Annotated in this window: 9 protein-coding genes; 4 read left to right on the top strand and 5 right to left on the bottom strand. The window is 35.1% G+C overall.

Annotated elements, in window-relative coordinates:
* Positions 1–710: 710 nt before the first annotated feature.
* Positions 711–2408, bottom strand: coding sequence for a ribonucleoside-diphosphate reductase subunit alpha (locus tag EAH81_RS10910; RefSeq protein WP_140506863.1), 1698 nt, complete (start codon positions 2406–2408; stop codon positions 711–713).
* 10 nt (positions 2409–2418) lie between these two features.
* A complete protein-coding gene (locus EAH81_RS10915; RefSeq protein ID WP_140506865.1) occupies positions 2419–3393 on the bottom strand; it encodes a ribonucleotide-diphosphate reductase subunit beta in 975 nt (324 codons plus the stop codon).
* Positions 3394–4157: 764 nt separating this feature from the next.
* On the opposite strand from EAH81_RS10915, the gene EAH81_RS10920 reads away from it, so the two are divergent.
* From EAH81_RS10920 to EAH81_RS10935, 4 genes are all read left to right on the top strand, one after another.
* Complete coding sequence (locus tag EAH81_RS10920) at positions 4158–5636, top strand: ankyrin repeat domain-containing protein (RefSeq protein ID WP_140506867.1); 1479 nt, start codon at positions 4158–4160, stop codon at positions 5634–5636.
* Positions 5637–5732: 96 nt separating this feature from the next.
* Positions 5733–6212 (top strand): DUF2271 domain-containing protein, encoded by a 480-nt coding sequence (locus EAH81_RS10925; protein WP_140506869.1) that lies wholly within the window; start codon positions 5733–5735, stop codon positions 6210–6212.
* Between the two features lie 233 nt (positions 6213–6445).
* The gene (locus tag EAH81_RS10930; protein WP_140506872.1) at positions 6446–8635 is read left to right on the top strand and encodes a PepSY domain-containing protein; all 2190 of its coding nucleotides are present in this window, start codon (positions 6446–6448) and stop codon (positions 8633–8635) included.
* 458 nt (positions 8636–9093) lie between these two features.
* Complete coding sequence (locus EAH81_RS10935) at positions 9094–10101, top strand: FAD:protein FMN transferase (RefSeq protein WP_140506874.1); 1008 nt, start codon at positions 9094–9096, stop codon at positions 10099–10101.
* 1185 nt (positions 10102–11286) lie between these two features.
* On the opposite strand, the gene EAH81_RS10940 is transcribed toward EAH81_RS10935, so the two are convergent.
* From EAH81_RS10940 to EAH81_RS10950, 3 genes are all read right to left on the bottom strand, one after another.
* On the bottom strand, positions 11287–11802 hold the full coding sequence (locus EAH81_RS10940) for a hypothetical protein (protein WP_140506876.1): 516 nt from the start codon (positions 11800–11802) through the stop codon (positions 11287–11289).
* Positions 11803–12008: 206 nt separating this feature from the next.
* A complete protein-coding gene (locus tag EAH81_RS10945; RefSeq protein ID WP_140506878.1) occupies positions 12009–13412 on the bottom strand; it encodes an efflux transporter outer membrane subunit in 1404 nt (467 codons plus the stop codon).
* 19 nt (positions 13413–13431) lie between these two features.
* Entirely contained in the window at positions 13432–16599 is a 3168-nt protein-coding gene (locus EAH81_RS10950) for an efflux RND transporter permease subunit (protein ID WP_140506880.1), read from the bottom strand.

The raw sequence follows: 16599 nt of genomic DNA on the forward strand, positions 1-16599 counted from the left end.
TTTTCGCAGCGAGGTTTTGCAAAAACACAAAGTTCGCAAAGTTTATCAGCCGCGAATTTCACGAATCGGCACGAATTAATTTGTGATAATTTGTGAAATTTGTGGCAAAAAATCATTTTTAATCTGCTAATCTGTGGGCAAACATAGGAGCGCGCTAAGATTTTTTTCGCAACGAGGTTTTGTAAAAACACAAAGTTCACAAAGTTTATCAGCCGCGAATTTCACGAATCAGCACGAATTAATTTGTGATAATTTGTGAAATTTGTGGCAAAAAATCATTTTTAATCTCCTAATCTGTGGGCAAACATAGGAGCGCGCTAAGATTTAATTTTACTTTACACATAGAAAACACAATCCCGAAGCCCAATGTCATTAAGTTAAGCTTTTTTTAGATAATTAAGACTGCAAAAAAATCGCGCAAAGTCGCAAAGCCGCCAAGTTTACATACATTTTCTTTGCGACTTTGCGACTTTGCGCGAAAAATTATAGAGCAAAAGCTTAACTTAATGACATTGCCCGAAGCGTCGGGACGGGACGGCATTGCGTCCCGAGGCTTCGGGATTGTGTTTTTTAAACATACTATTAGATAAAATCTTAGCGTGCTTTTCGTTAAAATTATTTACTATTGACCCTAGAAAATCGCCTCGATGATAAATAAAAAATCAGGAATGGTATTTAGAATACTGTTCCTGATTTTTTTTATTTTATTCTTATGATTCGCAACTGCTGCAAGTAACAAGACTTGTAACCAGTTCTTTTGAAACACTTTGGCTGCGTTGGTAATAAAGACTTTTAATTCCCAGTTGCCAAGCTTCAATAAGTAGGCGGTTTACTTCTTTAATTGGTAATTCTGATGGGATATTAAGATTAATACTTTGGCCCTGATCTACAAATTTTTGTCTTATAGAGGCTTGCTGAATAATTTCTAATTGACTAATTTCTTTGAAAGTTTTAAAAACATCTTTCTCTGTCTGACTTAGTTGGCTCATATGTTGCACGCTGCCGCCATTAAGCATGATTTCTCTCCAAACCTCTTCATTGTCAAGTCCTTTTTCTTCTAATAGAATTTTAAGATATTTATTTTTACGCATAAAATTACCCTTGCTCAAACCTGCTTTGTAATAATTACTGCTAAATGGTTCTATTCCAGGTGAGGTCTGTCCTAAAATAGCCGATGATGAAGTCGTTGGAGCAATTGCCATTGTGGTTGTATTGCGTCTTCCGTATCCTTTTAGTAATTCAGGTTCTCCGTAGATTCTTGCTAAATCCTGAGTTGCTTTATCTGCTTTATCACTAATGTGTTTGAATATTTCTGTGGTTTTCATTTTGGCTTCTAAACCTTCGAACGGAATCATATTTTTTTGCAAATACGAATGCCAGCCTAAAACTCCAAGTCCAAGGGCACGATGTCTTTTGGCAAAACGATTGGCTGCCGAAAGATAATAATTCCCTTCTGTTTTTTCTATAAATTCCTGTAAAACCGCATCAAGGAAAAAGATGGCTAATTTTACCGCTTCAGTATCTTTCCATTCTTCGTAAAGCTCCAGATTCATTGACGAAAGACAGCAAATAAATGATTCATCAATATCAGACGGAAGCATGATTTCGCTGCACAAATTACTGGCATTTATACGTAGGTTTTTATCTTTATAGACTTGTGGTTTATTCTTGTTTACGTTATCACTAAAGAAGATGTACGGCAATCCTTTTTGCTGACGGCTTTCGAGAACTTTTGCCCAAATTTGTCTTTTCTCACTGTCTCCATCAATCATTTCCTGCATCCAATAATCCGGTACACATATTCCGGTAAACAAATTCTGAATTGGATTTCCGATACTTTTTATCTTCAAAAATTCTTCAATATCGGGATGGTCTACATCTAAATAAGCAGCAAATGCTCCTCTACGAACGCCACCTTGTGAGATTGTATCCATCGTAGTATCAAAAAGTTTCATGAAACTTACTGCTCCACTACTCTTTCCGTTATCGGTTACGGCACTTCCTCTTTCGCGCAATTCTCCAAAATATCCGGATGTTCCTCCACCTATTTTAGTTTGCATAATCACTTCGCCCAACTTATGTGTAATTCCTTCGATTTCATCCGGAACGTGAACATTAAAACAGGAGATTGGTAAACCGCGTTCTGTTCCCATATTTGCCCAAACCGGAGAGCTTATACTCATCCAGCCGCGCTCGATCATTTCTACAAAAGAATCTTTTAATTCTGGTTTATAAAGTCTTTTTGCCGCAGCGGTACAAATTCTGTCAATCGCTCCTTCTACAGTTTCTCCTTTTAAAAGATAACCACGGTTTAGTATTTGTTCACTTTCAGAGTTTTTCCACCACATTTTATTGTCCGCATCACTTAACGGAGCACTATTTCCTGTAATTGTATCTATCGTCTTCATATTAATCTAATTAGAAAAGGTCGTTTGCCGTAATACTTTTGTCGTGTTTGGTATATTCTACCGGTCTTTTTGCAAAGAAATCATCCAGGCTATTGGCAAAAACTTCTTCTTCAAACCATGCCATTGCGCTGTAATCTTCGGCTGGAACGTTAAATATTGTTGGAATATTAATTTGAGTAAGGCTTTCATCTACTCTAAACTTCATGAAGTTCACTAAATCTTCTTTTTTGATGGTTTCAATTTCACCTTCTTCAAATATCCAATCTAATATGTCAGCTTCTACTTTGATCGAATGCTTAACTGTTTCTGTAATAAGCGTTAATGTTTCTTCATCAAAAAAATCAGGGAATTCTTCTTGTATTTTGTTTACAATAAAAATCCCGCCATTTGCATGTATTTGTTCGTCTATAGAAGTCCATGCAATAATATTGCTTACATTTTTCATGTATCCTTTGAATCTTGTAAAAGACAACAAAATCGCAAACTGACTAAAAAGCGAGACATTTTCGATCAAAATACTGAACAATATTAGTGATACTACATACTTTTTATTGTCTTGTGATTTTGTATCCTTAAGTACATCCGATAGATAATCAACACGTTTGCGGATTACAGGAATGTCCATCAATGTTTCGAATTCATCATTATACCCCAAAACCTCCAAAAGACGAGAATAAGCTTCTGAATGTCTGAACTCACATTCGGCAAAAGTGCTTCCTAATCCGTTAAATTCCGGTTTGGGAAAATGTTCGTAAATATTACCCCAAAAACTCTTTACAGCAACTTCTATTTGTGCAATAGCCAACAAACTGTTTTTGATTGCTGTTTTTTCAGCAGTGTTTAAATGAGAGTGAAAATCTTGTGTATCAGCCGTAAAATCAACTTCACTATGAACCCAATAGGCTTTATTGATGGCTTCTGTAAATTGTAGGACCTCAGGATACTCAAAAGGTTTATAATTGATTCTTTTATCGAAAATAGACATATATATAAGTATTAAATGATGACTTGAATAATGAAAAAAAACATTCGTTTAAGAAGTATAATGTTGTTTTTGTATTTACAAAATTAAGCCACTGTTCTTCTTTCGTGCCCATTTTGATGTTAAAAAACCGACCAATTATCAACAGCCTTTGGGGTCTTGAAAACGGATGAAACTTTTCTTTTTATCAACACGCACAATACTTTCTAAATCTCAAACTCATAGCTATTTATAAAGTTTCTAAATAAAGTTATCAACATTAAAAGGGATGCTAAACCTGCTCTTCGGCAAAACAGTTATCAACATTAACACCAAAAAAAAGAAAGTATTTTACTATAAAGTTTAGATTTAAAAAGAACAACGAACACTGGTTATGGCTCAAAAAAAAAATTGAATTGGTTTAATGCAACAAAATAATTACGAACTCTAAAATCATTTAACAAATTAATTTTAAACATCTTACGATAATTTTTTCAAAAATAAATTGTTGTTTCTTCATTGATTTCAACTTTATAAAAAATATATTTCTTTCTTTATTTTTCCAAAATCTAAAATTCAAAAGTGATCTGAAATGTTCAACACCCTTATATCCTTTCAAAACTTAAAATTGGATTAAAATTGGAGTTTCTTCTCTAAATAAATTGATTTACTAATATTAATTTTTACATTTGCCTTATTTTTATTTATTCTAAATAGGTTACTTTTAAATAAGCTATTTACTTAGAAAAACAAATCAGAAACAATTCTAAAACATAAATACCTTCAATATGAAAAAGAACCTATTTCTTTCTCTCACATTAGCTGCTACTTTATTTGTTAGTGCCCAACAAAAAAATATCCTGTTAGAAGCTTCTTTTTGGAAAACTGCTCCGGATGTTACGGCTCTTAAAGCTGAAATAGCCAAAGGAAACAGCCCATCTGAAGCAAATGTAAATGCATTTGATGTTACCACTCTTGCCATTAATAATGATGCACCTTTAGCAACTATAAAATTCTTATTAGATCAACCGGGAAATCCATTAAATAAAATGACCCATGACAATCGTATTTACTTGCACTGGGCGGCTTATAGAGGAAATACAGAATTGGTAGAATATCTTATTGCCAAAGGTTCAGATGTTAACCTTGAAGACAGCCACGGTACTACTCCTATCGCATTTGCTGCATCTAATGGAATGCTAAATTCAGGTGTTTGTGAAGCTTTTTTTAAAGCTGGAATTGATCCTAAGAAAAAATATACAGATGGCGCCAACCTATTATTAATCTCGATTCCATTTGATAAGGAACTAACTTTTACGGATTATCTTACTACAAAAGGTTTATCCATAAAAGACGTTGACAATAACGGAACTACTGCTTTTGATTATGCTGCGAGAACCGGAAATATCACGCTTCTAAAAAAGATATTAGAAAGAAAAGTAAAAAATACAGATGCTGCACTTCTTATCGCAACACAAGGTACTCGTAAAGAAACGACTCCGCTTGAAACTTATAAATTTCTGGTTCAAGAAGTAAAGATTAAGGCAACTTCTACCAATAAATCCGGCGAAAATGTGTTGCATCTTTTAGCAGGAAAACCAAATCAGTCTGAAATCATTACTTATTTTTTAGCTAAAGGTGCAGATACCAACAAAGTTAATAAAGATGGAAATACTCCGTTCATGATTGCAGCAGGAGCAAGAGAAAATGGTGCATTAGAGCAATTATTACCTACAGCAAAAAACATCAACCTGCAAAATACAAAAGGAGAATCAGCTTTGACAATAGCTGTAAAATCAGGAACATCAGAAGCTGTTGCAGCACTTTTAGCAAAAGGTGCAGATGTGAAAATTACAGATAAAGAGGGCAATAATTTAGGCGTGTATTTAGTGCAATCTTTCAAACCGGGACCTAAACAGGAATCTTTTGACGCTAAAGTAAAATTACTTCAGGAAAAAGGTTTAGATCTTGCTGCTCCTCAAAAAGACGGAAGTACTTTATATCATTTTGCCATTGCTAAAAACGATTTATCTTTGGTAAAAAAATTAGCCGATTTAAAGATTGATGTAAATGCTAAAAACAAAGATGGCATAACGGCACTGCATAAAGCTGCAATGGTCGCTAAAGACGATTCGATCTTAAAATATTTAATTTCGATAGGTGCCAAAAAAGACATGACAACTGAATTCGACGAAAGTGCCTACGCTTTAGCAAAAGAAAACGAGTCGTTGACAAAACAAAATGTATCAATTGAATTTTTAAAATAGCACAGAAAATTATCAGTGATGAATTATAAGTTTTTAGTTAAAAATATAAAGCTAAACTCATCATTCACAATTTATAATTAACAATTTATAATTAACATGAAATCATTATTCAAAATAGTCCTTACAGCTGCATTAATCTGCCTTATTTCCTTTCAGGCATCGGCACAAAGCAAATACAAATGTATGTTGCAAATGGCAAATTATATGGGAGAAGGCGCTTATATCGTAGTTTCTCTTATTAATCCAGCCGGAGAATACGAAAAAACACTTTATGTAATGGGCGATGATAAAAAATGGTATAAATCGCTAAAAGAATGGAATAAATTCCAGGCTAAAAAAACGGAAGATATCAGTGCAAAAACCGGAGCATCTGTTACTGGTGGAGATCGCAGCATCACAACAATTGAAATTGAAGATTCTAAAATCAACAAAGGATACAAACTTAGATTTGAATCGGCTGTTGAAGATCAAAAATATCATGTAAGCGATGTAGAAATTCCACTTACAACAGAAGGTTTAGCTGATAAAACAGAAGGAAAAGGTTATATCAGATACGTGAGATTAAATAAGATTTAATACATCTTCAAAATAGCTTTATCAAAGCTTAAAACATATTTTACACAAAATGACCACAATCATTGTCATTTCGACCGAAGGGAGAAATCACACGCGGGGAGAACGCACTGTTGTCGAGCCACTTTATGTGATTTCTCCCTTCGGTAGAAATGACAAAAACAGGCAGACCAACTTTGAACTTAAACTTTTAACAAAGCTTAAAACATATTTGATTACCTTTTAGCACACACTCAATGACTCTTTCTTTTTGGCGTTACACACACTTGGCTTTAGCCTTGTTTTCTTCTTTATTTTTATTGTTGGCATCTGTTACAGGTATTATTTTGGCTGTAGATGCGGTGCAGGAAAAAACACTTCCGTACAAAGTAGAAAATTTTGACACCATAACTTTAGGGGAAACACTGCCCGTTTTAAAAAAGAAATATTCTGAAATTACTGAGTTAAGTGTCGATTACAATCAGTTTGTAACTTTGCAGGCAATTGATCCCGATGGTAATGATATCAACGCTTATATCAATCCTAAAAATGGGAAAACTTTAGGGAAACCGGTAAAAAAGACCGAATTTATTCAATGGGTAACCGGCTTACATCGCTCTTTATTTCTTCATGAAACCGGACGCTTTTTTGTTGGTGTAATTTCCTTTTTATTGATATTAATTTCCATTTCAGGTTTTGCTCTCGTTTTAAACAGACAAAGAGGAATCCGTAATTTCTTTTCGATAGTAATAAAAGAGTATTTTGCTCAATATTATCATGTTGTGTTAGGAAGACTGGCTTTGATTCCGATTCTGATAATTGCGCTTACAGGAACTTATTTATCACTGGAAAGATTTAACTTTTTCATGGGTAAGGAAAAAAAGGAAAAAGAAAAGACAGAAGTTATAAATCCTGCCAAAAAAAGTGCTGCCAATATTTTTACTACAACGCTTTTAGCTGATGTAAAAAAAATAGAATTTCCTTTTACAGATGATCCTGAAGAATATTATATCATAGAATTAAAAGACAGAGAAATTGAAGTCAATCAAATAACAGGCGCTGTAATTACAGAAAAACGCTCGCCAATGACAGTTCAATTTGCTGATTTAAGTCTTGATCTTCATACGGGAAGAATAAACGGGATTTGGGCGATAATCCTTGCCATTGCCTGCGTTAATATTCTCTTTTTTATCTATTCCGGTTTTGCGATGACATTAAAAAGAAGGTCAAGCCGAATTAAAAATAAATACAAAGCCTACGAAAGCAAATACATTTTATTGGCGGGTTCTGAAAACGGAAGCACATTCCGATTTGCTAATGCAATCCAGAAACAATTAATTGATCAGGGAGAAAAAGCACATATTACCGAATTAAATAGTTTTAAAGCTTTCCCAAAAGCAGAACATATTATCGTTTTTTCCTCAACGCACGGATTGGGAGATGCGCCTTCTAACGGAAATAAATTCTTATCGCTTTTAAAGAAACACAATCAACAGCAAAAAATTAATTTTTCAGTAGTTGGTTTTGGTTCGAAAGCTTATCCGGATTTTTGTGGTTTTGCTTTTGAAATTGATCAACTTTTAGCCACTCAAAATTGGGCAGAACGCGTATTAAAATTGCAAACCGTAAACGATAAATCGGCGGAAGAATTTGTAGAGTGGATAAAATTATGGAGTGTCAAAACTGAAATTCCATTAGCAACAACGCCTTCCTTATACAATCACGCACCAAAAGGGCTACAAAAATTAATGGTTTTAGATAAAACATTGGTTTCTGAAACCGAACAAACTTTCCTGGTTACATTACGTGCCAATATGAGAGCCAAATTTGCATCTGGAGATTTACTCGCTATTTATCCTGCAAATGATACAAGAGAACGTCTTTATTCGATTGGAAATCATTCCGGAAACATTCAATTGGTTGTAAAATTACATCCGCACGGATTAGGTTCGGACTTTCTAAATAATCTTGTTCCCGGAAATACCATCAAAGCAAGAATCATTAATAATCATGCTTTTCACTTTCCTAAAAAAGTGTCTAAGGTTGCCTTAATTTCTAACGGAACCGGTATTGCTCCTTTTCTTGGAATGATCGAACAGAATAAGAAGAAAGTAGAAACTCATTTGTATTCCGGCTTTCGAATGGAAACGGAGACTGTTTTGGGTTATAAAAAATTCACAGCCGAAATGATTGAAAAGCAAAAGCTTCAAAAATTTCATTTGGCTTTATCACGTGCAGAAAATCACCATTATGTAATGGATTTAATCAAACGTGATGCTGACTTTTTTATTGATTTGTTACAACAAAACGGAGTAATCATGATTTGCGGTTCTCTTGCCATGCAAAAAGATGTTGAGTCTATTTTGGACAATTTATGTCTTGCCAGAGAAATGAAGAGTATTTCGTATTATAAAAACAACAGTCAGCTTTTAACTGATTGTTATTAATATATTTAGCATAAGTCCCAGCGGGACGTTATATTTATAGACCGCAGCGGGGCGTTATATTTATAGACCCAGCGGGCAATGTCAATAAGTTAAGGGGAAATCTATAAAATTACTTAACAGTTTAATCAAGAAAGTAATTAGAAAAATCCGTTTTAATCAGCGTTTTCGCTTTAGCGAATCCGTAAAATCAGCGTCTAATTTTGACGCGGATAAAACAGATTTACTTCGTAAAAACGCGGATAAAAACGGATTTGATTTGCAATGATTTTATTTTTTAAAAGCTTAACTTAATGACATTGCCCAACGGAACGTTATATTTATAGCATATAGAATTGTTGTTTGTTTTAAAACCCCATCGGGGTGACATATTTTGACACATAAAAAATATCGCACTAAATTGGCTATAAATATTTCGCTCCTCCGGAGCTTTTAAAAATTTCCCTTTTAAAAAGATTTTCATGTATAAATCAATCCTAAATACCTTTTTAGTTCTTTTTGTAATTCTGCAAAGCTTCTCAGGCAATGCACAAGTTCTCCGAAAACGCACTACGCTACTTATGGGCGGACGTTTTGACATTACTATTGTCGCAAATGATTCGCTTGAAGCGGAAAAAAATATAGATGCTGTTATTGCCGAAATCACCCGAATTGAAAACTTAATATCAGACTGGAAGCCCGATTCACAAGTTTCTGAAGTAAATCAGAATGCCGGAATCCGACCTGTAAAAGTTGATCGTGAGGTTTTTGAATTGACACAAAGAGCGATTCAATTTTCTGAAGCCACAAAAGGCGGTTTTGATGTTAGTTTTGCTGCAATGGACAAAATCTGGAAATTTGACGGATCGATGACCGAAATGCCTTCGGCGGAAGCCATAAAAAAATCAGTAGAAAAAGTGGGTTACAAAAACATTATTCTGGATAGTGTACAATCAACTATTTTTCTAAAATTAAAAGGAATGAAAATCGGATTTGGAGCGCTGGGCGAAGGATATGCAACCGATAAATGCCGAGCCATGATGATTGCAAAGGGTATAAAAGCTGGAATTATAAACGGATCGGGAGATATGAGCACTTGGGGAAAACAACCTAATGGAAATCCTTGGAAAATTGGAATTACAAATCCGTTTGATCCTGAAAAACTTATTGCGACGATTCCTTTAGAGCAACACGCCATAACGACTTCAGGAAGCTATGAAAAATTTGTTGTTTTTAATGGTGTGCGTTATTCTCATATTATCAATCCTGCAACAGGATATCCTGCAACTGGTTTATGCAGCGTAACCGTTCTTGGACCCGATGCCGAAACCGCAAACGGCTTGAGTACTTCTCTTATGGTTTTAGGACAAAAAGAAGGTCTTATTCTACTTCAAAAATATCCTGAGTACAGTTGTTTAATGATTACCGATAAGGGTAAAGTCGTTAAATCAGAGAACTTTAAGATCAAGAGGTTTAAAGCTAAGTTTTAGGGATTAGTATAATCAAAGAAATTCTTTATTGACTTGATCTCTGTCAAAGTTTAAAACCAAGACTGTAAGGAACTTTAATTTAACAAAGATTAAAAAAAAAATTCACGCAAAATAACCATAATCTTGTCATTTCGACCGAAGGGAGACCCGAGCGATAGCGAACAGACGAAGTAAATCACATAAAATAGCTCGTCAACAGTGCGTTATCCCCGCGTGTGATTTCTCCCTTCGGTCGAAATGACAAGATTGTGATTAAACTTTGCGAAGATGGATTGAAATCCATCCCTACAATATGTTTTGTTCCTTCGGAACTGCTTTAAAAATTCCTATGGAATAGTTTATTTTCCAGCAATGCCCCAATCCCGAAAAGTTGAGCCGTAATTAATTCATTGAAACTTTCCATCAAATATTTAAATTCTAAAATATATCTCGGAGAGATTATCTATTGGTAGAACATAAAGATGTTATTAATATTTGTCCTTTAGGGACTACACTGTCATGTTTTCAGTTTCTTACGGAGATTGCTTCTTCATCAAAAACCATTGTTTCTTTTAATACATAGGACAGTTCCTGCAAGTTTTTTTTAACCTTGTAGTTTTGACAATTTATTCGAAATCTAAACCCAATCGCATGTCTAGTCCCTACAGGCAATGTCATTAAGTTAGGGAAAATCCAATAGAACAATTTGTTTTTGTTCCATCGGAACATCTCATTGGTAGTCCAATAAATACGGTATTTTTTTTTTGCGTTCCGTAGGAACGTTTGATTTTATAAATAATAATTGTTAAAAACAGATACAGATTACATATACAATTTCTCAAACGTCCCAATGGGACGATGTTTCTCTCGATACATTTTTTTTCTACCGATGAGATGTTCCGATGGAACAAAATCTAAAATATCTTAACTTAATGACATTGCCCTACAGGACAAATGTTTGCTGGCTGTAATAATATTCTACCAACAGATAATCTCTCCGAGATAAACTTTTAGGGCAAGATTATCTTATTATTGCAAAGAATGAATTAAAATCCGCCGAAACGGCAAAAACTAATTTTATATCATATAAATCGGGATGACAATTTTGTGGTTTTCTTTGTCAAAGTTTTAAACTTTGACAAAAATTTACACACAAAAAAAACGCCCCATTTCTGAGGCGCTCTTCCAATTTAGTCATGTTTTTAATTAATGGTGATCATCGTGCGAATGATTCTGATCCCTGTCTTTGTTTGAATGATCATTAGAATTCTTTGAATGATCATTTTTTGAATTTCCCTTATGATTGTCGTAATCCTTTTTATTGTGATCCGGTTTGTCGTTTTTTTCCGGTCTGTTACCTCTATTTTTCTGAGGTTGTCCATGATACCCTTTTGGATAATTAGTTCTGTGTTTTTTGTGATACGAATACGGTGTATTTCCTTTATAATCATTTAGAACAACTTTATAACCTCCATAAAGATCATATTGTCTGTATTGCGCGGGCAATCTTTTTTCACGCATCCATTTACCATTATTCTCATAAATAAATTGGCTTTGATTGACATCATAATATACATCGATATCCGGTAGATAATAATATCTACTGTCGTCATACCCTTGTGGACCCCAGTTAGGAGGTGTACCAATATTTACGTTTATCGAAACTTGTGCCTGTGCAAAAACGCTCATCAAGAGTATTAATGCAAATCCTAATTTTTTCATTGTTGTGGTATTAAGTATTAATTTGATTTGAAACAAAGCTAAAGTAGTGCCATTTATTTGCCTTTCTCCTATTCATTATACGAAACCAACCTGCCAATCGACGAATAGTACTTTTTTACCGATATATAATTATATGAAAAAACGCCTCAAAAAATGAGGCGCTCTTCGTTTCAACAATTTTAATTAACAATGCAGGTATCTTCAATCTATTTCCATCCTCCGCCCAAAGCACGGTACAAATCAACTACAGCTTGTAATTTTTGTAGATTATCATTGATACCACTTAATTGAGCAGCTAATAAATTTTGTTCTGATGTCAATACATCTGTATAATTGGTAGCTGAACTATATTCTAAAAGCTGTTGTGTAAAATCGACTGATTTTATCAATGCTTCAATTTGTTTTTTTCTTGAATCTTCTTTTTCAACCGCCATTTCATAAGCATACAAAGCATTTGAAACTTCTTGTCCGGCAACCAAAAGGCTTTGTTGAAAATTGTTTAATGCCTGCACTTGTCTCGATTGTGCTGTTGTTAATCTTGCTTTATTCAATCCCTGATTAAAAAGTGGCTGTGTCAATCCTCCAATCAAAGAATAAAAAACAGAATTACTGAAAAAATCCGTCAATTGCAGATTCGAGAATCCTCCGCTTGCCGTCAATGTCAAACTTGGATAAAAATAAGTTTTAGCCATATTTGTGTTTTCAAAAGCCGTTCTGAAATTAAATTCCGCCTGACGGACATCCGGACGATTTTCAAGCAATTGAGCCGGTACACCTATAGCAAGATTTTCAGGAACAACCTGATTTCCCAATGTTCCTCTTTCGATTGCTCCCGGTGTTTGTCCTAACAGGATATTAAGCGCATTTTCAGTCTCCCGAATATCTCTTTTTAAATCCGGAATCAATACTTCGGCAGCATGTTGATTGGCTTCACTTTGCACAACGGCAGCTCCGGTAACTATTGCGCCTTCTTTCAATGCTTTTATAACTTCAACATTCTTAATACGGCTTTCTAATGTTGCTTTTGTGATTTCTAATTGTTTGTCATAGGCTAACAATAAAAAATAATTGTTGGCAATATCCGAAATCAATTGTGTCTGAATTGCTTGTTTTGCTGCATCTGTAGAAAGATAAGTTGCAAGAGCGGCTCTTTTAGAACTGCTCAGTTTTCCCCAAATATCAGCTTCCCAAGACGTGCTTAAACCTAATTTATAAGTCGTCGTTAAGGTATTGATATTAATTCCTGCCGGAAAATTCAATCCTGCTTCAGATTGTTTCGTGTGCGTTGCATTAGCATCAATATTCAAAGTGGGATAATACGCTAATTTAGCCTGACGCAAAGAAGCACGGGACTGAACGATGTTTTCTATTGCATTTTTTAAATTAAGATTTTGATTTAATCCTTTTTGAATTAAAGCATTCAGTTTTTCATCCTTAAAAACAGTTTGCCAGGGCATCGTCGCCATCGTAGTCGAATCGGCAGAAGCCTGATCACGATACAGCTTATCTGTCGATAGTGTTGTGGGGCGCTCGTATTTTTTGGTAACGCAGGCACTCAAAAGAGTAACTGCAATTACCATTATAATATATTTATTTGAACTATGATTCATCTCTGTATTAATTAAATTATTACTCTTTATGAGCTTCTATCAATTGTACTTCCTCGTCATCATCACCTTCATCATAACCGTCTTTTGGAGGACCACTCACTCTTTCCTGCAAAGTCTGGAAAATGATAAACAATACCGGAATAACAAATACTCCTAAAACGGTTCCGATTAACATACCTCCTACAGCTCCTGTACCAATTGATTTATTCCCGACAGCTCCCGCTCCGGTAGCAAACATTAAAGGAACAAGTCCTAAAATAAAAGCGAAAGAAGTCATCAAAATTGGTCGTAAACGCGCTACTGCTCCTTCAACTGCAGCTTGTACAATTGGCATTCCTTTACGCCTTCTTTCCAAAGCAAACTCAACAATCAAAATACCATTCTTCGCCAGCAGTCCGATCAACATGATTAAGGAAATCTGTAAATAGATGTTACTGTTTAATTTGAATATAATCGAGAATAAATAGGCTCCTGCCAATCCAAACGGAATTGATAATAATACCGCAAAAGGTAAAATATAACTCTCGTATTGTGCACTTAATAAGAAGTAAACAAATACCAGACATAATATAAAGATGAAAATAGTTTCACTTCCTGAAGCTAACTCTTCACGCGTTAATCCTGAGAATTCATATCCGTAACCTGCTGGTAATTCATCTGCAGCAACTTCCTGAATGGCCTTAATGGCATCTCCTGAACTAAACCCGGGATTTGGAGCTCCTGTAATCGCAATAGAGGAGAAAAGATTAAATCTTGAAATAGATTCCGGCCCGAAAACTCTCGTCATTTTTACAAATTCTGTAATTGGCGCCATTGTTCCTGCACTGTTTCTAACGAAAATTTTGTTCAATCCCTCAGTATTCGTACGAAATTCTGCTGAAGCCTGAATCATAACACGGTATTGCTTTCCAAATTTATTGAAATTTGAAGCATACAAACCTCCGTAATACCCTTGCATCGTTGACAAAATTGTATTTACCGGAACACCTGCATCTTTGGCCTTTGCCAGATTAATCTCCATCATATATTGAGGGAAACCCGGGTTAAAAGGTGTTGTTGCATATTGAATTTCAGGACGTTTTGATAATTTTTCTAAAAACTCAGTATTTACTTTAAAGAATTCAGCTGTTGTATGTCCTCCTTTATCCTGTAACTGGAATTCGAATCCACCACTTTGTCCAAATCCTGAAATTGTTGGTGGAGAAATGAAGAAAATATTAGCTTCACGAATACCACTTGTTTTGGCAAAAAGCTGACCAATTACGTCATTAACACTTAAGTCACGTTTGTCCCATGTTTCCAGTTTTACAATAACCATACTGTAGGCACTTCCTGCTCCGGCAGTAAAGTTCTGCCCTACAATACGAAGTGTGTTTTTAACTCCCGGAATGGTATTCGCAATACTATCTACTTTTTTCGCTATTATATCAGAACGCTCCATAGAAGCCGATGGCGGCAAGCTAATATTGGCAAAAACAGTACCTTGATCCTCTGCAGGAACGAAAGCTGATGGCGTAGTTTTCATCATATAAAATAAAGCTGTACTGGCAATAAGAATAGCCGCTAATACAATCCATTTTTTGACAGAAAGAAATTGAACAGAACGTTTGTATTTACCCGTAACATTATCAAAAGCAACGTTAAACGACGTATAAAATCTTTGAATAAAACTTTTATGTTTGTGATCGTCTGCATGCGGTTTTAAAAGCAAAGCACACAATGCCGGACTTAAAGTCAAAGCATTAATTGCCGAAAGGATAATCGCAACGGCTAACGTTATACCAAATTGTTTGTAGAAAACCCCCGTAGAACCCGTAATAAAGGTAACCGGAATAAATACCGCGGCCATTACAAGTGTGATCGAGATAATCGCACCCGAAATTTCATCCATAGCATCAATTGTAGCTTTTTTAGACGATTTATATCCGTGATCCAGTTTGGCATGCACTGCCTCGACGACGACAATGGCATCATCGACCACAATACCAATGGCAAGAACCATCGCAAAAAGTGTCAATAAGTTAATCGTAAACCCAAATAAACTCAGGAAAAAGAACGTTCCCACAATCGCTACAGGAACTGCAATAGCCGGAATTAATGTTGATCTGAAATCCTGAAGGAAAATAAATACTACGATGAAAACCAATATAAAGGCCTCAATCAAAGTATGAATTACTTTCTCAATAGAAGCATCCAAATTTTCGTTAACATCAACAAGAATGGTATATTTTACTCCTTTTGGGAAGTTCTTTGCAGCTTCTTCAATCAGTGCTTTAGAGTTGTTGATTACATCACGTGCATTTGATCCCGGAGTTTGGCTAATAGCCATAGCCGCAGACTCTACGCCATTTGTTTTAATCGTTGAAGCATAACTTAGCGATCCTAATTCTACTTTAGCAACATCTTTTAGTCGTAACATTTGTCCGTTTCCAACAGATTTTATGATGATATCACCAAATTCCTTGTCACTTGTTAAACGCCCTTTATATTTAATTACGTATTGAAAAGCCTGATCGCCATTCTCTCCAAATTTACCTGGCGCAGCTTCAATATTTTGTTCTGCCAAAGCAGCCGAAATATCACTCGGAATCAATTTGTATTGTTGCATGATATCCGGTTTCAGCCAGATTCTCATAGAGTAATCTTTTGCCCCAAAAACGGTTACATCTCCTACTCCAACAACACGTTGAATTTGTGGAACAAGATTGATCTTAGCATAATTTTGAAGGAAAGTCTGATCGTAAGCCGGATCACTGCTATATAAAGAGAAAATCAATAAGTTACTACTCTGACTTTTAGTTACCGTAACACCTGCCTGAGTTACCTCTACCGGTAATAAACTGGTCGCTCTGGAAACCCTGTTTTGAACGTTTACCGCTGCTAAATCAGGATTTGTTCCTACTTTAAAGAAGATTTTTATAGATGCATTTCCGTCATTTGTTGCTGTAGAAGTCATGTACGTCATGTTCTCTACACCATTAATTTGCTCTTCCAGCGGAATTACAATACTTTTTAATACCACATCAGCATTTGCTCCCGTGTAACTTGCCGAAACGTTTACCGTTGGCGGAGCAATATCCGGATATTGGGAAATAGGCAACTCTATAAGGCCTAAAACCCCTAGAATGACAATAATAACAGATATTACTGTTGAGAGTACAGGTCTTTGTATGAATATTTTAAACAT

It is taken from the genome of Flavobacterium pectinovorum (genome assembly GCF_006438875.1).
Taxonomy (GTDB): Bacteria; Bacteroidota; Bacteroidia; order Flavobacteriales; family Flavobacteriaceae; genus Flavobacterium; species Flavobacterium pectinovorum_A.

Coding starts and splice junctions, on each gene's coding strand:
- EAH81_RS10945 (WP_140506878.1), bottom strand. CDS start 13,412: ATGAATCATAGTTCAAATAAATATATTATAATGGTAATTGCAGTTACT.
- EAH81_RS10930 (WP_140506872.1), top strand. CDS start 6,446: ATGACTCTTTCTTTTTGGCGTTACACACACTTGGCTTTAGCCTTGTTT.
- EAH81_RS10935 (WP_140506874.1), top strand. CDS start 9,094: ATGTATAAATCAATCCTAAATACCTTTTTAGTTCTTTTTGTAATTCTG.
- EAH81_RS10925 (WP_140506869.1), top strand. CDS start 5,733: ATGAAATCATTATTCAAAATAGTCCTTACAGCTGCATTAATCTGCCTT.
- EAH81_RS10920 (WP_140506867.1), top strand. CDS start 4,158: ATGAAAAAGAACCTATTTCTTTCTCTCACATTAGCTGCTACTTTATTT.
- EAH81_RS10915 (WP_140506865.1), bottom strand. CDS start 3,393: ATGTCTATTTTCGATAAAAGAATCAATTATAAACCTTTTGAGTATCCT.
- EAH81_RS10910 (WP_140506863.1), bottom strand. CDS start 2,408: ATGAAGACGATAGATACAATTACAGGAAATAGTGCTCCGTTAAGTGAT.
- EAH81_RS10950 (WP_140506880.1), bottom strand. CDS start 16,599: ATGTTTAAAATATTCATACAAAGACCTGTACTCTCAACAGTAATATCT.
- EAH81_RS10940 (WP_140506876.1), bottom strand. CDS start 11,802: ATGAAAAAATTAGGATTTGCATTAATACTCTTGATGAGCGTTTTTGCA.